The organism is Phytohabitans sp. LZ39 (assembly GCF_059359075.1).
In genome coordinates, this window is sequence record NZ_JCADBM010000009.1 from 1 (window position 1) to 24,274 (window position 24,274).

Consider the following 24,274-nt stretch of genomic DNA (forward strand, 5'->3'; position numbering starts at 1 on the left):
GTACATCGCCCGCGAGCTCTACCAAATCATCACAACAAACGACCCTGACCCCGCCGCTTGACAACCATAGGAGCATCATCGCGGTAGCACAAAGCTTGATCTTGATCTTTGCCGGCACCTCGCGGCACCCGCCAGACGGGCCTTGGGTGGGCGTGCGAGAGGATGGCCGCATGGCACCGGGTGTTCATACGGTCGCGGTGATCGGCGCGGGCAAGATCGGTGAGCTGATGCTCTCCGGGCTCCTGCGTGCGGGCTGGCCGGCCGACAAGCTGATGGCGACCACGCGCCGCGCCGCGCGGGCCGAGGAGCTCGCCCAGCGATACGGCGTGCGCATGGTCGACAACCTCACCGCCGTCGCCGAGGCGGAGGTGCTGGCCGTGGCGGTCAAGCCGCAGGACGCGGGCGTGCTGCTGGAGGAGATCGGCGCCAAGGTGCCGCCGGACAAGCTTGTGATCTCGCTCTGTGCCGGCCTCCCGACGGGCTTCTTCGGCCGGCGGCTGCCCGAGGGCACGCCGGTCGTGCGCGTCATGACAAACACGCCCGCGCTGGTCGACGAGGCGATGACCGCGATCTCGGCGGGCCCGCACGCCACGGCCGCGCACCTGGCGCTGGCGGAGGAGATGTTCAAGCCGCTCGGCGCCACGCTCCGTGTCCCCGAGTCGCAGCAGGACGCGGTCACCGCGCTGTCCGGCTCCGGGCCGGCGTACTTCTACCTGCTCGTCGAAGCCATGATCGACGCGGGCATCCTGCTCGGGCTGCCGCGCCAGGTCGCGCACGAGCTGATCGTGCAGACGGCGATCGGTTCGGCGGTGATGCTCCGCGACTCCGGTGAGCACCCCGTCAAGCTCCGCGAGGCGGTCACTTCCCCTGCTGGGACAACGATTTCCGCGATCCGCGAGCTGGAAAACCACGGCGTGCGTGCCGCCCTGCTCGCGGCGCTGGAGGCGGCCCGCGACCGGGCCCGGCAGCTCGCCCAGCAGAGCGAGTGAGCCGGCGAGCAGGAACGCGCGCCACTCTCGTGTGCTCCTGATTCACTCATGCGTTCATCCCTTCCCGGCCGCTCTCTGCACTCCTAGTGTCATGACAGGGAGTAGTGATAGCGACACTCAGGGAGGTACGGCCATGCGACGTCTCGCGGTGATCATCGGTGGTGTGGCGGCGGCCCTTTGGGTGTCCTCACCGGCATCCGCCTTCGCACACGACAAGGTGCGTAACCCCGCCCTCCACGCGATGCTTGACGTGCTCGTGCTCGCGGTGGTGACCGCGCCGGTCTGGACGGCGTACCTATGGGGCGGTCGGCGAAGGGGTCTGTTGGCGGCCCTCGTGGCGGTCGTCCAAGTGCCGGTGGCGGTCATCGCGTTCGTGCCCATCGTGCATCCGCTCGTGCACGCGGTCGCGTTCGTGACCGGGCTCGGTCTGACCGCCGCGTCCCTGATGTACGTGCGCCGGACCGCGCCTTCCCCCGCGCCGGCGCACGCACACCGCTAGGCCCGCGCTCCAACCCGGAGCGCGAGGGGCGTCCGCCAACCCCGCAGCGGGCGGGCGCCCAGGACTTGAAGAAGTGCACAACTCAACAGGGACCAGGGGCAGCGCCCCGCTCAGGACCCGCTGTCGGCCGCGCACGCGGCCGGCGGCGGCCAAGATCCGAGTCCTCCCGGCCCGCCGACCGCCGGCAGGACAGCGTTCGGATCCGGAGCGCGCGCCCCACCCGACGGCGGGCCGGTCATCGGTTCGGTGGGCAGGATGTGCTCGCCGAGCGTGAGGGCGGTGACCCGCCCGCCGTCGTGCACTCTGGACACCGGCGGGCAGCCCTGCCGGGGCGGCTCCCACGAGCCGTCGGGCCGGCGCAGCGCGTTGAAGCGGCAGTGCGGCTCACCCACGTAGCCCCAGGCCATCATGAGCTCGGCACCGGCGTAGCTGTAGACGCCGACGGTGAGCACGTCCGACCCGGTGGGACGGCGGTGGAAGCTGCCGCGTAGGCCACGTACGACCACGCCGTCCAGGTCGACGTCGTCGATCACCTTGTGTAGTCGGTATCCCGACAAATCGGGCAGCTCCATGACCGATTAACGAATGCCCCATACTGTCGGACGTGTTCACTCTGGCCCAGGCCCGCCACCTGCTCGCCACCCTCCGACCGCGTGTCGACGAGCTGATCGTGCTCCGCGCCGACCTCGCCGAGCTGCACGCCGATCTGGCCGACGGCGGCAGCAGCCCGCACGGCGGCCTGCCCGAGGTCAAGGGACTCGAAGCGCGCATCTACGGCATCCTCGACGAGCTCGGCGAGCACGACATCCAGGTCAAGGGGTACGCGCCGGTCCTGCTGGACTTCGCCGGCGAACGCGACGGCCGGCCGGTGCTGTGGTGCTGGCTGGAGGGCGACCGCGACATCGGCTGGTACCACCGTCTGGAGTGCGGCTTCGCCGGCCGCCGCAAGCTCAACGCCTAGCCCGCGGCGGATTTGGGGATCACCTGGGCTGGCTGGGTGACGGCGAAGACGACCACGTTGTCGCGGTAGGAGTTGCGCAGGCGGTCGAATACGCCGCCGCAGGTCACCAGGCGCAGCTCGGGCCCGGGTGTAGGACCGTAGACGGCGGCGGTGGGAAACCCGTCCTTCGGGTGCTTGGTCACCACGGTGACGGTGAAGGTCACGGTGTCCTTGCCGCGCCGCACCTCGATCTTGTCGCCCACCTTCAGCTCGTGCAGGCGGTAAAAGACCGCCGGGCCGGCCTTGGAGTCGACATGGCCGGCGAGCACGGCCGGGCCCACGTCGCCCGGCGACGGCCCGCCGCGAAACCAGCCCGCCTTGTCGTACACCTTGGGCGCCTCGAGCTTGCCGGCCTTGTCCAGGCCGAGCGTGACCAGCGGCGTGTCGACGCCGATCCGGGGCACGCGCAGGCGGGTGGGCGGGCCCTGCGGCTGGTGCTTGGGCGGCACGGTGGTCATCGCGACCGGTGCGGGCGAGGGCACCGGCTCTTCCCATGACGGCGCGGCCGCCATCCGGTGTGGGATGGCAGCCGCGCCGATGATCGCCGCCGCGAGCCCGATCGCGCCCGCGGTGACCAGGACGTACGCGCGCACTACGCCTCGGGGGACGCTCCGCGGGCGAGGGCGGCGCGCCGCCGCAGGGCGACGAGGCCGACCGCCGCGGAGGCGGCCACCAGCACGCCCACCAGGCCCGTGAACATCATCGGGTACGGCACCGGGCCGCCCGACGAGCCGCCGGCACCGGTGTCCACACCGCCGGCCGGCACCACGACGCCGCCCTTGGCGTCCTCACGCAGCTCGGTGGTGAGGCCGCCGGACTTCGCGTCGAGCACGATCAGCGAGTAGACGCCACCCTCGGCCATCGTGCACTTGGCGACCGTCGCGTCGCCGCCGGAGGGCTGGAGGCGCACCTGCCAGTCACCCGGCTGCACCTCGCGGTAGTCGGTGGTGGTGGCGAACTGCACGCCCTTGCCGATCTCGGCACCGGTGGCGCCGGAGATGTCGAGCACCGGCGCGCGCACCGAGGCCTGGACGACCCGCACCTTGGACTTGCCCGCGGCCGGCGCGCTGATGTCGTCTTTGAGGATCCGCAGGCCGAGGTCGGCGTAGCGGCCGACGCCGGCCACCGTGTACGCCTGCCCGGTCGTCACGCTCACGTCGGTGGTGAGCACCGGCGGCGTCGACGCGGCGGCGCCCTTCTGGCGCATCGACACCGCGTAGCGCCCGGCCGGCAGCGGCAGGTACGCCGACATCACGCCGTATCCGACGCCCTTGAACACCTGCGTTTCCGCCGGACCGGACAGGTCGTCGAGGTATACGTCGACCTCCGGTGTGTCCGGCGAGAGATGCGCGAGCCGGACGTAACCGACGCTCGCCGCCCCCGCCGGCGCGGCGGCGGCCAGAGCCGCTCCACTGCCGAGAAGCAGCGCGCCGGTCAGCGCCGCGGTGCGCCGAAGTGTACGGAGTACTGAAGTCACGGCCCCTCCCCATTTTGGTGACTTCCGCGCCGGCGTAGCCCCCTCGTCGGCGCGACTCGTGGGAAAGGATTCGCGACCATCTAACAGATGGCAAGAGCCTCTTCTGTCAGCAATTTGTCACCCGTGCACACAGAACCAGTCACCCGGGGCGGAAAGCGACAACAGGTCAGCGGCGGTCCAGCTTCACCGTCCCGATACCCTCCGCGGCATCCACGTCGTACCGTGCTTTCGCATCCCCCCAACCGTTCGGCGTGAATGTCGTGTCGGGCGCGACCTTCGACCGGTTGAAGCGGTCGAGCGTGACATTGGTGGCTCCCTTGGTGACCTTCACCCGCGTGGGTACGCCGGTGGGCGCGTGCACGAAAAGCTCGTCGAGCCCGCCGCGCAGGCGGATCGGCACGGTGGCGGTCGGCTTGGGCAGGATCAGCTCCAGCCGGGTGGCTCCACCCTCCATGTCCAGCGCCGCCAGCCGCCCGCCGCTCAGGTCGACGGTCTGCGTCTTCGCGCCGCCCCGAAACGTCAGCCGCCAGGTCACCCGCGAGTTGAGCCGCACCTCGACAGCGCTGGCGCCCTCGCCGCTGTCCGAGGTCGCGCGTACCGTCGTGCGGTCGCCGTCGATCGTCGCGCGCGGCACGGCGTCGTCACTGTCCGGCGTGGTGACCTGGAACAGGTCGTCGCCGAGGTCGGTGCCGAGCACGGTGACGATGGCCGCGCCGCTTTCCAGCTCCAGCTCCGCCTGGGTACGGCCGCCGAGCGGCGCCGCGATCGTGTGCGAGAGGCCGCCGCCGTCGAGCACCAGCCGGTACGCGCTGGCGGCCGCGACCACCGCGGCGCCGACGACCGCGGCGGTGAGGGCGATCGCGAGCAGCATCAGCGGCTTGCGCCGGCGGCCGGGCCGGCCGGGTGGCCGCCCACCGGTCGGGCCGGTGGACCTGGGCCCTCGGCGGCGCTTCGCCGGCGGCTCGGGGAGGTCGTCGTCGGGCGTGATGTCGAGCGGTGCCGGCCAGGCTTCCGGGACGGGGGCGTCGCTGGGCGCGGGCTCGGGCCAGCCGCCTTCCGGTGCCGCGGCCGGCGCGGAGGCGGGGACCGGGGAGGTGACCCAGTCCGGGCGGGCCGCCGGCTCGGCGCTTCTCGCCCAGTCGGGACGAGCCGCCTGTTCGGGCGAGGCGGCCCACTCGGGTCGGGCCGCCGGTTTGGGGGAGGCGGCCCGCTCGGAGCGGGGTGCCGGTTCGGGGGAGGCCCAGTCGGTGCGGGCCGCCGGCTCGGGGCTGGCCACCCAGTCGGGCCGGGCCGTGGGCTCGGGCGGGGCCGCCGGCTCCGGGTCCTCGTTCCATCCGGTCCGGTAGTCCGGCTCCGGGTCGGCCTCGCGTGGGGGATCCCACCCTTGGTCCTGGGGGCGGTCGTCGGCGCGCGGAGTGAACCAGTCCTCGCGCGTCATGGGCCCGGCCGGAGCCTCCGCGGGCGGCGGCCGGAGGGGTGGCGTCGTCGTCCAGCCGTCGTCGTCGACCGTCTCCTCGGGGCCGGCCGCCCAGCTTGGGTGCGGACCGGTGCGTGGCGCCTCGTCCGGGACGGTCGACCACTCCTCCTCCGCGGGGCGCGCGTCGCGGGGGGCCGGGCCGCGGAGTGTGGTGAGCCATTCTTCGCTGGCCGGCGCCGGCCAGTCTCCTGCGCGAGGTGTCACGTCGCGGGGTGGGTGTTCACGCGGTGGCTTCTCCTGAGTCGCCTTGTCACGCCGCCACAGCTTCCCGCGAGAGGGCTTCGGCGCCTTTTCACGCCGCGACTTCTTGGGGGGTGGCGACTCCTCGCCGGACGGCGTCAGCTCGATCACCGACTCCACCGGCATGAATGGCACGGAGCCCCGGTTGGGGTCGTCCTCGTCCAGCCACGACACAGTGCGTTCGCCTGGCTGGGCCGTCATGGGCCGTCCTCCCCTCGCCCGGAGCGCTCGTCCGGGCCGATCGCTCATCCATACGTACGTAGCCGAGGGCCCAGCGGTTGAGCCGCGCACGGATCGAGAAATTCGCATCTTGACGAGTTCACAGCCGTGTGAGTAACGTCGCATCAACCTTCTGGAAAGTTTCCTAACAATTAGGGAGACGTCGGATGAGGAGATCCCTACGGCGTGCGCTGTGGGCCAGCACGGTGGTCGCTGTGGCAGTCGCCGCGATCCCCGTCGCGTCGGCCTTCGGCGCGGGGAGCGTCACTACACAGTTCACGGCCACCTCCGACTGGGGGAGCGGCCACGAGGTCCGGGTCACGGTCGCGAACGGCTCGGACGCATCCGTCGCCACCTGGCGGGTCGAGTTCGACCTTCCCGCCGGCACCACGATCAGCAGCTCCTGGGACGCGGACGTCACCCGCACCAACAACCACTACGTCGCCACGAAGAAGAGCTGGGCCGGCGCCATCCCGCCCGGCGGCTCGCAGACGTGGGGATACATCGGCACCGGCGCGTTCCGCGCGCCGACCAACTGCACGATCAACGGCGCGCCCTGCGGCGGCGGCACCACCCCCACCACCGTCGCCCCGCCGACGAGCAACCCCCCGACCACCGCGCCTCCCACGACCGCCCCGCCCACCACGCAGCCGCCGACCACCGGGCCGCCCCCGCCCGCCGGGCGCAAGCTCGTCGGCTACTTCGCGCAGTGGGGTGTCTACCAGCGGCAGTACTTCGTGAAGAACATCCACACGAGCGGCTCGGCGTCGAAGCTGACGCACATCCTCTACGCGTTCGGCAACGTCACCAACGGCCAGTGCGTGATCGGTGACTCCTACGCCGACTACGACATGGCGTACACGACGGCGAACAGCGTCGACGGCGTCGCGGACACCTGGGACGCCGGCGCGCTGCGCGGCAGCTTCAACCAGCTGCGCAAGCTCAAGCGGATGTACCCGCACATCAAGGTGATCTGGTCGTTCGGCGGCTGGACCTGGTCCGGCGGCTTCGGCCACGCGGCGCAGAACCCGACCGCGTTCGCCAACTCCTGCTACAACCTTGTCGAGGACCCGCGCTGGTCGGACGTCTTCGACGGCATCGACATCGACTGGGAGTACCCGAACGCCTGCGGCCTCACCTGCGACACCAGCGGGCCCAACTCCTTCAAGAACCTGATGGGCGCGCTGCGCACCCGCTTCGGCTCCAGCGCGCTGGTGACCGCGGCGATCACGGCCGACGGCAGCAGCGGCGGCAAGATCGACGCGGCCGACTACGCGGGTGCCTCGGGCAGCGTCGACTGGCTCATGCCGATGACGTACGACTACTTCGGCACCTGGGCCGCACAGGGCCCGACCGCGCCACACTCGCCGCTGACGTCGTACACCGGGATACCGACCCAGGGCTTCTACGCCGACGCGGCGATACAGAAGCTGAAGAGCAAGGGTGTACCGGCCAGCAAGCTGCTCCTCGGCGTCGGCTTCTACGGCCGTGGCTGGACCGGCGTCACGCAGGCCGCGCCCGGCGGCTCGGCGACCGGTGCCGCACCCGGCACGTACGAGGCGGGCAACGAGGACTACAAGGTGCTCAAGACGCGCTGCCCGGCCACCGGCACCGTCGCCGGCACGGCGTACGCCTTCTGCGGCAACCAGTGGTGGAGCTACGACACCCCGGCCACGATCGGCGGCAAGATGACGTACGCCCGCAACCAGGGTCTCGGCGGCGCCTTCTTCTGGGAGCTCAACGGCGACACCGCCAACGGTGAGCTGATCACCGCCATGCGCAGCGGCCTCGGATAGGACCTATACGCAAGTCCCACACCAGAGGCGGGGAGTCAGGTTACTGGCTCCCCGCTTCGCCATGGAAATACGGTTGGGCGCGGTGGTGTTGACAGCTACCGTGATCCGCATGTTCGCCCCGGCTGGCTTCGCGCGGCCCGCAGGCACTGGCCTGCCGGTCGCGGCCGCCGCGTGTGCGTCGCCGGTCCGTCTGGATACCTGACCCTCCTCCCGTTCCCGCGCGGGTAGACCGTCCATTGCGGACGGCCGGTAGGCGCGCGCGGACGCCGGGAGGAGGGTGCCCCGCCATCACTCTCTTCCCAGAAACAAGGGGTTGATCCACCATGGCCAAGAGCCAGTTCGTGCGGACCAAACCGCACCTCAACATCGGCACGATGGGGCACGTCGACCACGGCAAGACCACGCTGACGGCCGCCATCACCAAGGTCCTCGCCCAGCGGGACCCGTCCGTCAACCAGTTCGTGTCGTTCGACGGCATCGACCGGGCGCCGGAGGAGGTCGCGCGCGGCATCACCATCAACATCGCGCACGTCGAGTACGAGACGGCCACGCGGCACTACGCCCACGTGGACATGCCCGGCCACGCCGACTACGTGAAGAACATGATCACGGGTGCGGTGCAGGTCGACGCGGCCATCCTCGTCGTCTCGGCGCAGGACGGCGCGATGCCGCAGACCCGCGAGCACGTGCTGCTCGCCCGGCGGGTCGGCGTGCCGTACCTGGTGGTGGCGATGAACAAGGCCGACGCGGTCGAGGACGAGGAGCTGCTCGACCTCGTCGAGCTCGAGGTGCGCGAGCTGCTGTCCGAGTACGGGTTTCCCGGCGACGAGGTGCCGGTGGTGCGGGTCTCCGCCCTCCGCGCGCTGGAGGGTGACCCGCGCTGGACGCGGTCCATCGTGGACCTGCTCGACGCGGTCGACCGGTACGTCCCGGTGCCGCCCCGCGTGCTGGACGAGCCGTTCCTGATGCCCATCGAGAACGTGCTCACCATCTCCGGCCGCGGCACGGTCGTCACCGGCGCGGTGGAGCGCGGCGCGCTGCGCCTCGGCGAGACGGTGGAGGTGGTCGGCTTCGTACCGACGACGTCCACTGTGGCCACCGGGCTGGAGACGTTCGGCAAGTCGCTGGACCGGGCCGAGGCGGGCGACAACGCGGCCGTACTGCTGCGTGGTGTGAAGCGCGACCAGGTGCGGCGCGGCCAGGTGGTCGCGGCGCCCGGGTCGATCCGCACGCATACGCGGTTCCGGGCGCGGCTGTACGCGATGACCACCGCCGAGGGTGGCCGGCACACGCCGTTCTTCGGCAACTACCGGCCGCAGTTCTACTTCCGGACCACGGACGTGCCGGGCTCGGTCGACCTGGGCGAGATCACGATGGTCATGCCCGGCGACACCGTCGACCTGACGGTGCGGCTCGGCTCGCCGGTCGCGATGGAGGTCGGGCTCGGCTTCGCGGTGCGCGAGGGCGGCCGGACCGTCGCGGCGGGCTCGGTGACGGAACTGCTCGACTGAACAGGGGAGCGCGGCCCCGCACGGGCCGCGCTCCCGCCTATATGAGCTGGGCCGGCTCGATGGCGATCTCGCGGGCGGCGGACAGCCGGATCCACTCGCTGAGCTGGCGGCGGCTCATCACCCGGTCGTGCACGGTCACCTGTACCGCGAGGCCGTCGATGATCGCCAGGATCCGCCAGGCGGCGCCGGCCGGGTCGTCACACTTGAACGCCCCTTCGTCGACGCCCGCGGTGATCACTTCGGTGAGTGCCTCTTTCCACCGCAGATCCAGCCGGCGGGAAACCTTTTCCAGCTCCGGTGTGCGCAGCGACTCCGACCAGCCGTCGATCCACATCGCCCACGACTTGGAACGGCCCTGCGGCGCGTACAGCCGGAGGATCTTTTTGAGCTTTTCCAGTGGCGTCGCGGTGGAGTGGACGACGGAGTGGAGGCGAGCCAGGTCCTGCTCCGCCGCGTACGCGAAAGCTTGAGCGAGTAGATTTTCTTTCGTGGCGAAATGGTAGAAGACCAACGCTTGGCTGACGCCTGCCGCTGCCGCCACGTCGGAGGTGCGGGTGTTTGCCAGGCCGCGCTCCACGATCACGTCGCAGGCGGTGCTGAGTAGTGAATCAAGGCGGACTTCTGCGGAACGTCTCGTCACAGCGCACACAGTAACTCATGAATGCCTGCCCAATTTCCGCAGCTATTACTCGGTGTCATTCCGGAATGAAATCGAATTCGCGATCGCCGTGCGCACCGGTCGGGGGATGAGACACCCGCCGATCATCCGAGCCGCGCAGATCAAGATCGGTGGTGGTCGTTACGCCCTGGCACTATCGGTTCGCCCGAGGTAGCTGTGCAGAGGATGTCGCTAAGGCCCGAATGGGCCGATCGTAGGCGTGGTCGCCCGCGGGGGGTGACTTGTTTGGCCGGAGACGGAGTGGACGGCTATGGGCGGCTTTGGGCGGAGGCCGGCTGGCGCCGACGCCGGCGTGCCCGCCCACCACGGCGGGCCGGGGCCGGCTGGCGCCGACGCCGGCGTGCCCGCCACCCACCACCCTCGCGCCGATGCCGGCGGGCCCGGGCCGCTGCGCTCGATCGGCGTGCGCATCCTGCTGCCCGTCGTCGTGGCGACGGTCGGTCTGGTCACGCTCGGCGTGTTGCAGACCCGCGACGCGCTCACCGAGTCCGGCCGCGCGGGCGACGCGCGGATCCTGGCCCGCACGGCGAACGCCGGCATCGCGGTCGCCCACCAGGCCGAGCTCGAGTACGCCGAGACCATCGCGCTGCGGCTGCGTGGCGGCGAGGCCGGCAAGCAGCTCCTGGAGGCGCAGCGCGCCCGCACCGACGCGGCCCGCGCGCGATACACGGCGGCGGCCCGCGACGCCCGCGAGGTCTCGCCCGCGCTGGCCGGCAAGCTCGACGCGGCCGACGCCGTGGTCGACGTCCTGACCAGCGTGCGGGCGATCGCGGTGAGCGCGCCGGACGGTTCACCCGAGGTGTTCGACGCCTACAACGCGGTGACCCACGCGATGATCGGCATCGCCGACGCGGTGCCCAGCCAGCTGACCGAGCAGCGGCTGCTGGAGAGCGCCCGCGCGGTCGTGCTCGTCACCGAGCTCGAACACCTCGCCGCCGAGCAGCTCGACCTGCTCCGCCGGGTCTTCACGCGGGAGCGGCTCCAGCCGGGCGAGCTGGTGCGGCTGGCCGCCTGGGAGGGCGCCGAGCACCAGCAGCTCGAGGTGATCGAGCGGCTGCCCGGCCAGACCCACGCGCGCTTCGAGGAGCTCGTCACCGGCGACGACGTGACCCGCGCCCGCGACATGCGCGACAAGGTGCTCGACACCGGCGGCGCGCCCGCCACGCTCCAGGTCGACCCCGACGTCTGGTGGGCGGCGCAGAGCGGCCTGCTGCGCCGGCTGCGGCTGATGCAGTCGGAGCTGTCCACGTCGATGGAGCGCGAGGCGTACGACATCCAGGTCGCCGCGCACACCCGCACGCTGATGACCGCCGCGCTCACCGGCCTGCTCGTGGGGCTGGCGCTGGCCGGCGCGGTGATCCAGGCCGTGCGCACGAGCCGGCGGCTGCGCCGGATGCGGGCCACCGCGCTCACCGTCGCGCACACGGAGCTGCCCGACGCCGTCGCCCAGGTCTCCGCCGCGCCCGACGAGCCCACCGTGCGCGGCACGCTGCGGGATTCCGGCACCCGCGTCGACGCCATGCTGCCGCCCGGTGCCGACGAGATCGGCGAGCTGGCCACCGCGTTCGCGACGGTGCACCGGCAGGCGCTGCGGCTCGCGGCCGAGCAGGCGCTCCAGCGGATGGAGACCACGGCGACCCTCACCGCGCTGTCCCGGCGCGGGCAGACGCTGGTGCAGCGGCAGCTGCACATGATCGGCGAGTTCGCCCGGCACGAGGCCGACCAGGCCGGCCGGGCCCGGCTCTTCGCCCTCGACCACCTGGCCGCCCGGATGCGGCGCAACGAGGAAAACCTGCTCGTGCTCGCCGACGGCGACCCGGGGCGGCGGTTCACCGAGCCGGTGGCGGTGCGCGACGTGATCCAGCTCGCCGCGGCGGAGATCGAGGAGCCGGGCCGGGTCGACGCCGTGGCCACCCCGCTGGTGGCGGTCGCCGCGCACGTCGTCGGCGACGTCGTACACCTGCTGGCCGAGCTGCTGGAAAACGCCGCCAGCTTCTCGCCGCCGACCACGACCGTCCGGGTGGCCGCCCGCCAGGCTGTCGACCACGTGGCGCTGACCATCTTCGACGAGGGCATCGGGCTCACCGCCGACCGGCTCACCGAGGCCAACGACCGCATCGCCCGCCCGTCCGCGCTCACCAGCACGCTGGTGGGCACGATGGGCCTGCTCGTGGTGGGGCGGCTGGCCGCGCGGCACGGCATCGAGGTGCGGCTCACGAGCGTGGCGGGCGGCGGCACCGCGGCCACCGTCACGCTGCCGGAGCGCGTCCTCGCGCCGCTCCCGCCGCCGGCCCGGTTCTACCGTGGACAGTTGCTGGGGCCGCCGCCCGGGCCCACCCCGTCGGCCGCGCCGCCGCGTACCGTCGTGCACCACCAGGAGCAGCCGGCGCCGCACGCGATGGTGCCCGCGTTCGTCGACGGGCTGACCGCGTCCGGCCTGCCAAAGCGGTCACCCGCATCCGGCTTGCCGCAGCGGTCACCCGCATCCGGCTTGCCGCAGCGGGCACCCGCCACCGCGCTGCCCTCCGGTCCGGTCGCCGGGCGCCCGAGCGCCGGCGGCACGCCCGATCCAGACGAGGTGCGCGCGCGACTGTCCAGTTTGGCCAGTGGCATCGCCGCGGGCCGCCGCACCGCGATACCACCACCCGCACTGCCAGCCAGCGCGCCGCCGACCCGGGAGGACACCCATGAACCACGCTACGGACTCCCTGCCGGCCCCCGTCGACTACGGTGACCTGGGCTGGCTGCTGACGTCGTTCGCGCGCAAGGTGCCGTCCGTCGTGTACGCGCTGGCGGTCTCCGTCGACGGCCTCGCGCTGGCCGCCTCCGAGCGGTTGGAGGCCAACCAGGCCGACCAGCTCGCCGCGATCACCAGCGGCCTGGCCAGCCTGTCGGCCGGCGCGGCGAAGTGCATGCAGACCGGGCAGATCCGCCAGTCGGTGCTCGACATGGACGGCGGCGTGCTGCTCATCATGTCGGTGGCCGACCGGGCATACCTGGCCGTGCTCGCCGAGTCCGGCGCCGACCTCGGCCAGGTGGGCTACGAGACGGCCGTGCTGGCCCGGCGCGTGGCCACCGCGCTCGACCCCGGCGCCCGCCCGTCGTGAAGCGGCGGCGCCTGCTCGCCCTGCCGGCCGCGGTGGCGCTCGCCGCCGGCTGCGCGCCCGACCCGCCCACCGGCCTGCGCGACCGCCATCTCGTGCTCGGCACCGGCAACGCGACCGGCGTCTTCTACCAGCTCGGTGGCGCCTACGCGGACGTGATCACCACCCACCTCGCCGGCTACGAGGCGATCGTCGCGCCCACCGCCGGCTCCGCCGACAACCTGCTCCGCATGGCACGCGGCGACGTCGACATCGCGCTGACCTTCGCCGACGTGGCCGCCGACGCGGTACGCGGCCGGGGCACGTTCGCCGACGGCCCGCGGCCGCTGCGCGCGCTCGCGGTGGCCTACCACGGCTACACCCACCTTGTCGTGCGCGCCGACGCGGGCATCAGGTCACCCGCCGACCTGCGCGGCAAGCGGGTCTCCACCGGCACGGTCAACTCCGGCACCGAGTTTCTCGCCTTGCGGCTGATCCGGGCCGCCGGCCTCGACCCCGACCGCGACATCAGGCGCTCCAGCCTTTCCCTCTCGGCCACCACACGAGGGCTGGCCGGCGGCACGCTCGACGCCACGTTCTGGTCCGGCGGCCTGCCCACCGTCGGCATCACGGAGCTGATGGGCGCGAAGGCGAAGATGCGCTTCCTGCCGCTCGACGGCCTGGTGCCCGAGCTCGACCGGCTCTACCCGGAGACCTACGGCACCGGCAAGATCCCCGCCTCCGCGTACGGGCTGCCCGGCGACATCCCCACCGTCACGGTCGGCAACCTCGTCGTGGTCGAGGCGGACATGCCCGAGCAGCTCGCCCACGACCTGACCGCGCTGATCTTCACGTACCGCCAGGAGCTGGTCGACGGCCACCCCGAGTGGGGCTCGGCCGACCGGCAGGCGGCGGCGCGCACCGGTGTGGTGCCGCTGCATCCCGGCGCCCAGCGCTTCTACGACAAGGGCTGAGCTTGCGTTCGAGCGTCCTCGAAGTCGTAGCGTCCGGAGCATGACGACGAGGACCGCACAACACAAGATCGGCTCCGGTTTCGGATACCGGAGCACCGCCACCGAGGTACTGCGCGGCATCGACCTGTCCGGCAAGCTCGCGATCGTCACCGGCGGCTACTCCGGCCTGGGCCTGGAGACCACCCGCGCGCTCGCCGGCGCCGGCGCGCACGTGGTCGTGCCCGCCCGCCGCCCGGCCGTGGCCACGGAGGCGCTGTCCGGCATCGCCGGCGTCGAGGTCGACGAGCTCGACCTCGGCGACCTGGAGAGCGTCCGCGCCTTCGCCGAGCGCTTCCTAGCCTCCGCGCGCACCGTCCATTTCGTCATCGACAACGCGGCCATCATGGCCTGCCCCGAAACCCGTGTGGGGCCCGGCTGGGAGGCGCAGTTCGCGACCAACCACATCGGACACTTCGCGCTCGTCAACCGCCTGTGGCCCGCGATCGCCCGAGACGGCGGCGCCCGCGTGGTATCCGTCTCGTCCGGCGGGCACCGCCGCTCACCGATCCGCTGGGACGACATCCACTTCACGTCCGGCTACGACAAGTGGACCGCCTACGGCCAGGCCAAGACCGCCAACGTCCTCTTCGCTGTACACCTGGACACGCTCGGCCAGGACGCCGGAGTGCGCGCGTTCGCGGTGCACCCCGGCAGCATCCTCACCCCGCTACAGCGCCACCTGCCACGGTCGGAGATGGTCGCCGCCGGCTGGATCGACGAGCAGGGCAACGCGCTCGACCCGTCGTTCAAGACCCCGGAGCAGGGCGCCGCCACCCAGGTGTGGGCCGCCACCTCGCCACGCCTGGCCGGCATGGGCGGCGTCTACTGCGAAGACTGCGACATCGCCGACCTGGTGCCAGAAGGCGCCCCGGGCGCCGGCGTGCGCCCCTACGCCGTCGACCCCGAGCAGGCCGCACGCCTCTGGGCCTACTCAGCCGACCTCACGGGCGTCTCACTGTCCAGTTAGGCCGGTCACCCTCGGCGGACCGCCGGCCACTCTCCCACTGTTTAGGGTGTGGTTCAGCATGTGGGCGGCGTCATGATCGTTAGCCCGGAACCTGTGTGACACGCCGGCGAGAATGCGGTTTGCGGGCTAACGATCATCGAAGCGCGGTGGACACCGGGCATGCGGAGGACGCTGCGTTAGGGCGTTGGCTGTCCGCGGAGAATCCTTTTGGGCTTGTCCCGCGGGCCCGGCAGTGGACGGCCGGGGGTTTCGGCTCGGTCCGCGAGCCGCCGGCCGGGAGCGGTGCCCGCGGGAGCATGCGGTCCGCAGCTGGCGCGGAGGTGGGCAAATCGGGTCTGGAAGTAACGGCACGACGCGCGGCGACCTGCTAGCGCACCCGGCGGCGGGCGCGGCTGGCGAGTTGGCGGGTGGCCTCCGGTGTGCGCTCGACCAGCGACGACCTCAAGGCCCGCGAGCTTGTGCGGGCCGCGTCGGGCGCCGGCGTCCGCCATCTCGTGTACATCTCCGTCGTCGGCGCCGACCGCGTGCCGGTGACGAGCCGGGCCGACCGCACGATGTTCGGCTACTACGCGGCCAAGCTCGGCGGCGAGCGCGTGGTCGCCGAGTCGGGCATCCCGTGGACCACGCTGCGGGCCACCCAGTTTCACGACCTGATGCTGCGCACCGCGGCCCAGATGGCGAAGCTGCCGGTGCTGCCCGTCCCGTCGGGCATGCGGGTGCAGCCCGTCGACTCCGCCGCGGGTCGCGGCCCGGATGGTCGAGCTCGCGCTCGGCGCGCCGGCCGGTCTCGTGCCGGACCTCGGTGGCCCGCGGGTGTACGGCATGGACGAGCTGATCCGCGACTACCTGCGCGCCGCCGGTAAGCGCCGCCCGCTGCTGCCGATGCGCATGCCGGGCCGGGCGGCCGCGGCGATGCGCGCCGGCGCCAACCTGCTCACCACGGGTGCGACCGCGGGCCGTACGTGGGAGGAGTTCCTGGCCGAGTGGCGCAATCATGGGCAGGGTGTACGGGCGTGACATCATCGCGACGCGTCACTGGCCGGTCGACCTCGCGGTGAGCCGCACCGGCGAGCGGCTCTACCTGGTCAACTTCCACCCACCCCGCCTGTGGTGGCTCCCGCACCGCGGCTCCATCTCGCTCGTCGACACGGAGACCGGCCGGGAGAGGCGCCTGCGCCGGCACTCCGTCGGTGTGGTGGCGCTGCACCCGGAGGGCACGCACCTCTACGTCGCAGCCGAGTCGAGCGGCCGGGTGTCCGTCATCGACCTCGCCAGGCGGCGGCGGGTGGCCCGGATCCGGGTCGGCGTGCGGCCCCGCGCCGTGCTGGCCGACCCCGGCGGCGACCGGGTCTACGTCGCGAACGGCGGTGACGGCACCGTCTCGGTCATCGCGATGTGGGCCCGCACCGTCGTCGCGACCATCCACAGTGGAAGGTGGCCGTCCGCGCTGGCGTTGGGCGGTGACTGGCTCTACGTGGCCAACCAGGGCGACGGGTCGGTCACCACTGTGGACATCGAGTGCCTCACCGGCCGGGGCGCCGTGCCGGTCGGTGGCACCCCGGAGGCGCTGTGCGTGAGCCCGTCCGGCGACCGGCTCTACGTCGCCACCTCGCGGCCGGCGGCCATCCAGGTGCTCCGCACCGACCCGCTTGAGCCGATCGGCACGATCCCGATCACCACCCGCTATCCGCAGCCGCCCATCCTCTCCACCGACCCGCCGCTCGAGCCCGAACCGAGCGCGGTCGCGGTCAGTCGCGACGGCGCGCGCCTTGTCGTGGGCCTGGCCGTGCCGGGCACCGTCCAGGTGGTCGACCTGGCCGGTGAGCGGATCGTCGACGAGTACGAGCTGGGCCTGGGCCTCTTCGAAGGCCCGTCCCGGATCGTCGCCGACCCGCGCACGGACAGGTTCTACATCGTCTGCGTGGGCCCGGACCTAACCGTGCTGGGTTGACGAGCGGCGATCCGATCCACATACTACTTACCCAGTAACTACTTACTCGGTAAGGTGCGTGGCGATGAGCGTGAAGTTCGGCCTGCTGGCGCTGTTCGCCGACGGCCCCAAGTACGGCTACCAGCTGCGCACCGAGTTCGAGGCGCGCACCGGCGGCACCTGGCCGGTCAACGTCGGGCAGGTGTACACGACGCTGGAGCGCCTGGAGCGCGACGGCCTCGTCGCCGCCGAGGGCACCAACGACGAGGGCCGCGCGGTCTACGCGATCACCGACGCGGGGCGGGCCGCGCTGGACCGGTGGTTCAGCACGCCGGTGGCCGACTCCGACCGCCCGCGCAACGAGCTGGCCATCAAGCTGCTGATGGCGGCGACCACGCCCGGCGTGGACGTGACCGCGGTCGTGCAGCGCCAGCGCACCGAGTCGCTGCGCCTGATGCGCGACTACAACACGCTGCGCCGCGCGGCCGACGAGGTCGACGACGTGGCCGGCGTGCTGCTGCTGGACAGCCTCGTCTTCGCGCTGGAGGGCGAGGTGCGCTGGCTCGACCACGTCGAGTCGACCGTGCTGCGGCGGGGCGGCCGCCTGCCGGCGCCCAAACGGCCGCGCCGCGCGGCTCGTACGACGGAAAGGAACGCACGATGACCGTGCTGAGCCTCGAGAGGGTGTGCCGGGACTACCGGTCCGGCGCCACGACCGTGCGGGCGCTCGACAGCCTCGACCTGGAGGTGGCGGCGGGCGAGCTCGTCGCGGTGATGGGCCCCTCGGGGTCGGGCAAGTCGACGCTGCTGGCGCTCGCCGGCGGGCTGGACACCCCGACCGCCGGGCGGGTACGCGTGGAGGGCACCGCCCTCGACGGGCTCGGCGCGGCGGCGCTCGCCCGCCTGCGCCGCGACCGGATCGGCTACGTCTTCCAGGACTTCAACCTCGTCTCCGGTCTCACCGCGGCGGAAAACGTGGCGCTGCCGCGGGAGCTGGCCGGCGCCTCCGCGCGCAAGGCCCGGACCGAGGCGCTCGCCGCGCTCGACGAGGTCGGGCTGGCGCCCGAGGCGGACCGGTTTCCGGACCAGCTCTCCGGTGGCCAGCAGCAGCGGGTCGCCGTGGCCAGGGCACTGATCGGCCGGCGGCGGCTGCTGCTCGCCGACGAGCCGACCGGCGCGCTCGACTCCGCCACCGGGCAGGCGGTGCTCGACCTGATCCGGGCGCGGGTCGACCGCGGCGCCGCCGGCGTGCTGGTCACCCACGAGGCACGGTTCGCGAGCTGGGCCGACCGGATCGTGTTCCTGCGCGACGGCCGGATGGTCGACAGCACCGGCGGGCGTGACCGGGCCGAGGAGCTGCTGACCTCATGAGCGAGCGGATCATCGGGCACGCCGCGAAGCGAGGACGGCTATGAGCGTTGGCGAGGGACTGGGATCCTGGCGGGTGGCGATCCGGGTGGCGCGGCGGGCCGCGGCCCGGAGCAAGGCGCGCACGCTGCTGATCGTGCTGATGCTGGCGCTGCCGGTGTTCGCGGGCACGGTGCTGTTGCTGTCGTACACGAGCACGTACACCTCCGCGGACGCCGAGGCCAGCTGGCGCCTCGGCACGGCCGACTGGTTGATCGACGGCGACGGCACGGAGGGCGCGCTCGCGACACTCCCGCCGGGCAGCCGCACCGCCTGGGTCACGGAGAGCCGCACCGTCGTGCGCGCGGCGGGGTTCTACAGCCTGCGCGACTACGTCGCGGCCAATGTGGACGACGAGCTGACCGCCGGCATGTTCTTCGTCCGGGCCGGCCGCGCGCCGCACGGACCGGGCGAGGCCGCGGTCTCCGCCGCGCTCGCGAAGGCCACCGGCGTCGGGGTCGGCGACAAGCTCGCCGTCGGCGCCCCGCCGCGCGAACGGTCCATTGTGGGCATCATCGACGCCGCCCGCGAGCTGAGCATCCCGCTCGTCGTCACCGACGCCGACCAGCCGCTCTCCGCCGCGGGCCGAAAGGCCCTGGTGAAGCTGCCGCCGGGCGGCACGGGCTGGACGCCGTACGAGGGCGCCAAGAAGTGCGAGACGACGCCGGACGGGGCGCAGGTGTGCGGCTCCTCGATCAGCACCACGTACCGCGGCGACGTGGGCCCGAGCGCCGCGGAGATGGCGGTCCGGGTGGCGGCCTTCACGCTCGTGGTCGGTTTCGCCGCCCTCCAGGTGGCGTTGCTGGCCGGCGCCGCGTTCGCGATCGGGGCCCGGCGGCAGCGGCGCGAGCTGGCGATGGTGGCCGCGGTCGGTGCCAGCCGGCCGCAGATCGCGCGGATGGTGCTCGCCAACGGCGTCGTGCTCGGCGCGCTCGCCGGCGGCTGCGGCGTGCTGCTGGGCGTGCTCACGTACCAGCTCAACAAGGACACCGTCGAGCGCGTCGCCAACCACCCGCTCCGCGAGGGCGCGGCACCGCTGGGCTGGCTCGCCGCCATCGCGCTCTTCGCGGTCGCGGTGGGCCTGCTCGCCGCGCTCGGGCCGGCGCGCGGTGCCGCCCGGCAGAGCCTGCGCGCCGCGCTGTCCGGGCGCGAGCCGGCTACCAAGGCCAGCAACCTGCGCTGGCTGGTGGGCGGGCTGCTCATGGCCGCGGGCGGTGCGGCCGCCGCGGTGGTCGCCGCCGGACCGACCGGCAGCGTGATCACCGTGACGGCCGGCGCGATGGCGATCCTGCTCGGTGTCGCGGCGGCCACGCCCGTCGTGGTCGCCGTCGCCGGCCGGCTCGGCCGCCGCCTCCCGCTGGCGTTGCGCCTCGCGGTACGGCACGCCGCCCGCCACCGCCTGCGTACCGCCGCCTCGGCCGCGGCGGTCTGCACGGCCGTCGCCGGGAGCATGGCCCTGATGCTCTACAACGCCGCAGACGACGTGGAAAGCCTTGTGCTCCAGCCCGAGGCGCGAGCCGGCCTGGTGGTGGTGCCCGAGGTCGCGGCGGGCCACCTGACGCCCGACCGGCGGCGGGAGCTGGCCGAGGCGCTGCCCGTGCGCGAGATCGTGCCGCTCACCCTCGCGGAAGGGCAGGCGTGGCAGGAGTCCGAGGGTCCGCTCTACGGCGACTCGGGCCTCCCCGCGTACGTGTCGGGGCAGGTGGCCATCGGTGGGGCGGAGGTGATCCGCGCGGTGACGGGGGCGGACGCACCCCCGGCCGCCCTGGCCGCCCTGCGCGACGGCCGCGCGGTGGTGTTCTACCCGTGGGTCCCGATCGATGGTCAGCTGGTCGTCGGCGAAGCGGGCCACCGGGTGCCGGCCGTGGTCGTGCCGGTATCGGACGCCTTCAGCGAGCTGCCCGCCGCCGTGGTCGCCGAGTCGACCGCCAAGCGGCTCGGCCTCGCCACCCGGCCCGCGGGTGCGCTCGTCGACACCACCCGCCCGCCGACGGCGGCCGAGCTCGCCGCCGGAAACTCGGTGATCCTCGCCGCGCAGGTCGAGGCGACGCCGGCGGTCACCGATCCGGCGCAGGCCGAAGCCGGCGGGCGGAAGCGTTACGGGCGCGACTACGGCGCGATGTTCCTCGTGCTCGCCGCGGTCAGCGCCGTCGTCACGCTGGCCGCCAGCGCGGTCGCGGTCGGCCTGGCCACCGCCGAGATGCGCACTGATCTGTCCACATTGGCCGCTGTGGGCGCGGGCCCCCGGCTGCGCCGCCGGATCGCCGCCGCGCAGGCCGGACTCATCGTGGGCATCGGCGCGATCCTCGGTGTGGTCGGCGGGATCGCGCCCGCGGCGGGCATGGTCGCCTTCCGCTCCAACCTGGAGTGGCGCGTGCCGTGGCTGCCGCTCGCGATCACCGTGCTCGTCGCGCCGATCGTGGCGGTGCTGGCCACCGCGCTGCTCACCCGCCCGCGGCTCGTGCTCGTGCGCCGCTTGGGGTGATGCTCAGTCGAACGTGACGTCGATGATCTCGCTGTCGGTGTGCGGTGCTTCGAGCCGGCCGTCGCGGAGCTGCTCCAGCTTCTGGACGAGCTTTTCGATGGCCTCCGCGCGGTCGCCGATCACTTTGATGGGCGTGACGCCGGGTGCGATGAGCTCCGGGCGCGCCTCGCCGAAGACGACCGGGAAGATGTGCGGTGACTTGGGGAAGTACGACTTGCGGGCGTTGACCTCTTTGACGACCCAGTTGTCGGTCAGGTCGCGGATCTGGACGTTCGAGGAGATCATCGGGACGAGCGCGAGGGAGTGCTTGAGACCGTCGTCGACCTCTTGGAGGAAGCCGGCGCCTTCGGCCGGCTCGTTCATGTACACCCGCAGGCCGCGGGCCCGCAGCTCGCGGGCCCAGTGCTGGGCCTCGTCGGCGTCGTGGTGGGTGTAGGAGATGAAGGCGTCGTAGACGAAGCAGGACCAGGGCACGGACTTGAGCACGGCTTTGCGGAACGCCTCGCGCCGGGTCCACTCCAGGCCCATGATGCCGTTGGACTCGATCCGGAACACCTTGACCTTGTTGCTGCGCGGCTCGAAGCGCTGCTTGGGCAGGACGAGGAAGCCCGGCACGTCCGCCCAGAGGATCGGAAAGTCTTCATGGGAGAGCGTGCTGCCGGGGCCGACCAGGCTGTTGAGCTCGCCGGCGGCGAGCAGGTAGATGCCGTGCCGCCCGCGGTCCAGGTCGGCCGCCTCGGCGATGCCCTCGAAGGTGATCTGGCGGCGCAGCTCGTCGGGTACGGTGATCAGCTCGGTGTGGCCGCTCAGCCCGGCCAGCGGGTCGGCCGTGGAGTCGCGCGGCACCGCGAGGGGGCCGGAGCCGTCGGCGCCGACCAGGAAGTCGACCTCCTGGCTGATGTACTCCAGAACCCGGCGGCTGATGAAACTCTTGATCATCGCGAGCGCGTGGATGGCGTCCCGGTCGCCCTGCTTCGCCCGCGCCTCGAGGTGGCCCTCGATGTCGCTGAGGTGGAAGGAGAGCAGCACCACGGGTGTCATCGCCACGAGATCGGCGGTGCGCCGCCGGCCGAGCGCGAACGCCAGCTCACCGACGACGTCGCCCTCCTGGTGGGAGAAGTACGGCTCGGTGGGGCGGTTGTCGTCGCGGCCGGGTGTCTTGTAGACGCCGACCCGCCCGCGCAGGATGACGAACATCGTGTCGCCCTCGTCGCCGAGCTTGCAGATCACCTCGTTGTACTGCCGCTCGACGAGCTGGGCCGACTTGGCCACCTCGCGGAGCATCGTCGGCTGGAGGTACTCGAAGAACGGATTGGCCTCCTGCTCGCCGCCGGGATTGGTGTAGACGAGATCGAGCCGCTTGAGCCGGGTGAGCGCGTCCAGCGCCTTCCCGTCCGTCTTGTTCACCTGGAGGATCCGCTTGGCGTAGTACATCAGCTCCCAGCCGCGGCTCTCCGCCAAGCGGGCCCGGTCGTCCCGCGCCGGGCCGTACCACTTGGAGTCGAAGTCGCCCAGCGACATCCGCCAGAGCTGCTGGTCGGTCGCGCTCTTGTCGCGCAGCGACCGGGGCTCGTGAAACTCCACACCGGGCCATGGCCCGTGCTGCTCGAGCCGGCAGCGGAACGCGTCCGACACGATCACCCCGTCGGGACCGCCGCGGGTGAGCAGCCAGCCGGCCACGTTGATGCCGTTGCCGACCACCTGCACCCGGCCGTCGGCGCCGCGCACCTGGCTGACCTGGCCGGCGTGAGCGGTTACCCGTAGGCCGACGTCGTCTTTCGCCGACCATTCCAGAAATCGATGGATCAGGTCGAGCGCGGCCTGCGCCGCACTCGCGTCATCACCATCGGGAAAGATCACATGGCCACCGTCGCCACCCGATGCCCAAATCGCCGGTACCGGCTTTTCGATCGTTTCGGCGACCACCGAGTTTATGCCGGTAACCCGGCTGAGCTGCACCTCGTGCTCCTGCTCGGAGGAGTGGCCGACGATGTCGCAGGAGACCACGAGAACGTCGCGCAGGTCCTGCGTGGGCGCATCGGGCACAACTGCTCCCTTCTCCACGGGTGGGAGGCAGCCCAAAACCAGGCTGCTCTCAGAACCGAATGCCTTTGGGACACGGGCACCTGGCGTCCGGCTCATAGATCAAGAAATGCGAGCCGCCCCGTCGACGTATGGCGCCGTCAAGTCACGCCCGGAGGGTGGGCGCCACTCAACGTTCCCCAATGTAAAACCCCGGTGCCAGGTGGAAGGGGCTTTTACACCGGCACGCATCGAGCGGTCTCCGGGGCGCGGCGGAGGCCGCGGATGCCGGGCACGGCGAGCAGCACGAGGCAGCCGGCGAGGCCGACCGCCGCGCCCACCCCGAGCACGGTCTCCGCGCCGAGCAGGGCGGCGGCCGGGCCGGCGAGCGCCTGTCCGATCGGGACGGTGCCGACCGAGCCGGCCACCTCGTAGGCGCTCACCCGGTTGAGCGCCGCCGGTGGCACCTGGGTCTGGATGCTTGTCGCCCACATCACCGACCAGAAGGCCCACGCGGCGCCGCCCACCGCGTGCCCGCCGAGCAGGAGCGACAGCGGCGCGTGGGCGGCGTAGCTGAGCGGGATCATCGCGAACCCGAACAGCGCCACGGCACCGGCGGCCAGCGGGCGCGCGGGCCGGTACCGCATCGCGACGAGGCCGCCGACGATCGTGCCGGCGCCCATCGCGGACATCGTGAAGCCGTACGCCTGCTGGTCCAGCCGCTCGGTGACGAGGCCGGAGCCGAGCGGGTAGATCGGGCCGAAGAGCAGCACGCCGTACACGGCCCAGATCAGGATCACCGACCACATCCAGGTACGGGACCGGAACTCGTGCCAGCCCTCGCGCAGGTCGCGGATCATCGAGGCGCCCCGGGCGACCAGCGGCACCGGGTCGAGGCGGAGCGCGAGCAGGCAGGCGGCGCTGACCGCGAACGTGCCGGCGTTGAGCGCGTACGCCATCCCGGCGCCGAACGCGGCGGTCAGCGTCGCCGCCAGGGCCGGCCCGACGAGCTGGGCGCCGGCGTCGGCGACGCGGAGGGTGGCGTTCGCCCGCTGGACGTCGGTGGCGACGCGCGGCACCAGGCTGGCCACGCCGGGCTGGAACATCGCGGCCGCGGAGCCGGCCAGGGCGGACATCACGAGCAGCAGCCAGAGCGAGGGCCGCCCGGTCAGCAGCGCGACCGCGACCACCGACTGGGTGCCGACCCGGACCAGGTCCGCGCCGATCATCATGCGGCGCGCGGTGAACCGGTCGGCGAACACGCCGCCGAAGAGCAGCAGCGCGGCGAACGGCGCCATCCAGGCGGCGAGCACCAGGCCCACGCCGGAGTCTCCGTAGCCGGCGCCGCGTACCGCCAGGGCCACCGCGACCGGCAGCGTGGCGTCACCGAGCAGCGCGACCGAGCGGGCCACGAAGTACAAGCCGAAGTCGCGCGTCCACAGGGTCGACATGCCCGTCCCTCCGTATCGGGTGCCCGGCC

At 72.6% G+C, this 24,274-nt stretch carries 22 protein-coding genes; 15 read left to right on the plus strand and 7 right to left on the minus strand.

The window, feature by feature from the left end; genetic code table 11:
- Positions 1-170 precede the first annotated feature (170 nt).
- Together proC and AC5L36_RS18575 are read left to right on the plus strand one after the other, a co-directional pair.
- The gene (proC, locus tag AC5L36_RS18570; RefSeq protein ID WP_441217738.1) at positions 171-989 is read left to right on the plus strand and encodes a pyrroline-5-carboxylate reductase; all 819 of its coding nucleotides are present in this window, start codon (positions 171-173) and stop codon (positions 987-989) included.
- Between the two features lie 133 nt (positions 990-1,122).
- Positions 1,123-1,488 (plus strand): hypothetical protein, encoded by a 366-nt coding sequence (locus tag AC5L36_RS18575; RefSeq protein WP_441217740.1) that lies wholly within the window; start codon positions 1,123-1,125, stop codon positions 1,486-1,488.
- A 110-nt stretch (positions 1,489-1,598) separates the two neighbouring features.
- Here AC5L36_RS18575 and AC5L36_RS18580 read toward each other — a convergent pair whose 3' ends face one another.
- On the minus strand, positions 1,599-2,060 hold the full coding sequence (locus AC5L36_RS18580) for a hypothetical protein (protein WP_441217742.1): 462 nt from the start codon (positions 2,058-2,060) through the stop codon (positions 1,599-1,601).
- 32 nt (positions 2,061-2,092) lie between these two features.
- On the opposite strand from AC5L36_RS18580, the gene AC5L36_RS18585 reads away from it, so the two are divergent.
- Positions 2,093-2,449: a DUF2203 domain-containing protein gene (locus AC5L36_RS18585; RefSeq protein WP_441217743.1), complete on the plus strand. Its 357-nt coding sequence runs from the start codon at positions 2,093-2,095 to the stop codon at positions 2,447-2,449.
- On the opposite strand, the gene AC5L36_RS18590 is transcribed toward AC5L36_RS18585, so the two are convergent.
- The 3 genes from AC5L36_RS18590 to AC5L36_RS18600 form a co-directional block, all read right to left on the minus strand.
- Positions 2,446-3,081 (minus strand): class F sortase, encoded by a 636-nt coding sequence (locus AC5L36_RS18590; RefSeq protein WP_441217745.1) that lies wholly within the window; start codon positions 3,079-3,081, stop codon positions 2,446-2,448. The genes AC5L36_RS18585 and AC5L36_RS18590 overlap by 4 nt on opposite strands.
- The gene (locus AC5L36_RS18595; protein WP_441217747.1) at positions 3,081-3,965 is read right to left on the minus strand and encodes a DUF4397 domain-containing protein; all 885 of its coding nucleotides are present in this window, start codon (positions 3,963-3,965) and stop codon (positions 3,081-3,083) included. The genes AC5L36_RS18590 and AC5L36_RS18595 overlap by 1 nt, the downstream gene beginning before the upstream one ends.
- 166 nt (positions 3,966-4,131) lie before the next feature.
- The gene (locus tag AC5L36_RS18600; RefSeq protein WP_441217748.1) at positions 4,132-5,883 is read right to left on the minus strand and encodes a hypothetical protein; all 1,752 of its coding nucleotides are present in this window, start codon (positions 5,881-5,883) and stop codon (positions 4,132-4,134) included.
- A gap of 185 nt (positions 5,884-6,068) precedes the next feature.
- Between AC5L36_RS18600 and AC5L36_RS18605 the strand changes: the two genes are divergently transcribed.
- Together AC5L36_RS18605 and tuf are read left to right on the plus strand one after the other, a co-directional pair.
- The gene (locus AC5L36_RS18605; RefSeq protein ID WP_441217750.1) at positions 6,069-7,697 is read left to right on the plus strand and encodes a glycosyl hydrolase family 18 protein; all 1,629 of its coding nucleotides are present in this window, start codon (positions 6,069-6,071) and stop codon (positions 7,695-7,697) included.
- Between the two features lie 323 nt (positions 7,698-8,020).
- Positions 8,021-9,208, plus strand: coding sequence for an elongation factor Tu (gene tuf, locus AC5L36_RS18610; protein ID WP_441217752.1), 1,188 nt, complete (start codon positions 8,021-8,023; stop codon positions 9,206-9,208).
- A 37-nt stretch (positions 9,209-9,245) separates the two neighbouring features.
- Here tuf and AC5L36_RS18615 read toward each other — a convergent pair whose 3' ends face one another.
- Positions 9,246-9,848 (minus strand): TetR/AcrR family transcriptional regulator, encoded by a 603-nt coding sequence (locus tag AC5L36_RS18615; RefSeq protein ID WP_441217754.1) that lies wholly within the window; start codon positions 9,846-9,848, stop codon positions 9,246-9,248.
- Between the two features lie 289 nt (positions 9,849-10,137).
- Here AC5L36_RS18615 and AC5L36_RS18620 point away from each other — a divergent pair, with 289 nt between their 5' ends.
- The 10 genes from AC5L36_RS18620 (at position 10,138) to AC5L36_RS18665 (ending at position 20,772) form a co-directional block, all read left to right on the plus strand.
- A complete protein-coding gene (locus AC5L36_RS18620; protein WP_441217756.1) occupies positions 10,138-12,621 on the plus strand; it encodes a sensor histidine kinase in 2,484 nt (827 codons plus the stop codon).
- Positions 12,575-12,994: a roadblock/LC7 domain-containing protein gene (locus AC5L36_RS18625; protein ID WP_441217758.1), complete on the plus strand. Its 420-nt coding sequence runs from the start codon at positions 12,575-12,577 to the stop codon at positions 12,992-12,994. The genes AC5L36_RS18620 and AC5L36_RS18625 overlap by 47 nt, the downstream gene beginning before the upstream one ends.
- Positions 12,991-13,944: a TAXI family TRAP transporter solute-binding subunit gene (locus AC5L36_RS18630; protein WP_441217760.1), complete on the plus strand. Its 954-nt coding sequence runs from the start codon at positions 12,991-12,993 to the stop codon at positions 13,942-13,944. Before AC5L36_RS18625 ends, AC5L36_RS18630 begins: the two co-directional genes overlap by 4 nt.
- Before the next feature lie 40 nt (positions 13,945-13,984).
- Positions 13,985-14,950, plus strand: a complete 966-nt coding sequence (locus AC5L36_RS18635) for an SDR family NAD(P)-dependent oxidoreductase (RefSeq protein WP_441217762.1) — start codon at positions 13,985-13,987, stop codon at positions 14,948-14,950.
- Between the two features lie 407 nt (positions 14,951-15,357).
- Positions 15,358-15,813 (plus strand): SDR family oxidoreductase, encoded by a 456-nt coding sequence (locus AC5L36_RS18640; RefSeq protein WP_441217764.1) that lies wholly within the window; start codon positions 15,358-15,360, stop codon positions 15,811-15,813.
- Complete coding sequence (locus AC5L36_RS18645; RefSeq protein ID WP_441217766.1) at positions 15,773-15,967, plus strand: hypothetical protein; 195 nt, start codon at positions 15,773-15,775, stop codon at positions 15,965-15,967. The genes AC5L36_RS18640 and AC5L36_RS18645 overlap by 41 nt, the downstream gene beginning before the upstream one ends.
- Positions 15,954-16,901, plus strand: a complete 948-nt coding sequence (locus AC5L36_RS18650; RefSeq protein ID WP_441217768.1) for a YncE family protein — start codon at positions 15,954-15,956, stop codon at positions 16,899-16,901. The genes AC5L36_RS18645 and AC5L36_RS18650 overlap by 14 nt, the downstream gene beginning before the upstream one ends.
- 64 nt (positions 16,902-16,965) lie before the next feature.
- Positions 16,966-17,544 carry a PadR family transcriptional regulator gene (locus AC5L36_RS18655; RefSeq protein ID WP_441217770.1) on the plus strand — a complete coding sequence of 193 codons (579 nt, stop codon included), beginning with the start codon at positions 16,966-16,968 and terminating at the stop codon, positions 17,542-17,544.
- Complete coding sequence (locus tag AC5L36_RS18660; protein WP_441217772.1) at positions 17,541-18,251, plus strand: ABC transporter ATP-binding protein; 711 nt, start codon at positions 17,541-17,543, stop codon at positions 18,249-18,251. The genes AC5L36_RS18655 and AC5L36_RS18660 overlap by 4 nt, the downstream gene beginning before the upstream one ends.
- 40 nt (positions 18,252-18,291) lie before the next feature.
- Positions 18,292-20,772 (plus strand): FtsX-like permease family protein, encoded by a 2,481-nt coding sequence (locus tag AC5L36_RS18665; protein WP_441217774.1) that lies wholly within the window; start codon positions 18,292-18,294, stop codon positions 20,770-20,772.
- Between the two features lie 3 nt (positions 20,773-20,775).
- Here the strand turns inward: AC5L36_RS18665 and AC5L36_RS18670 are convergent, their stop codons facing one another.
- A complete protein-coding gene (locus AC5L36_RS18670; RefSeq protein ID WP_441217776.1) occupies positions 20,776-22,818 on the minus strand; it encodes a cyclic nucleotide-binding domain-containing protein in 2,043 nt (680 codons plus the stop codon).
- A 212-nt stretch (positions 22,819-23,030) separates the two neighbouring features.
- Positions 23,031-24,245, minus strand: a complete 1,215-nt coding sequence (locus AC5L36_RS18675; protein ID WP_441217778.1) for an MFS transporter — start codon at positions 24,243-24,245, stop codon at positions 23,031-23,033.
- Between the last annotated feature and the right edge of the window lie 29 nt (positions 24,246-24,274).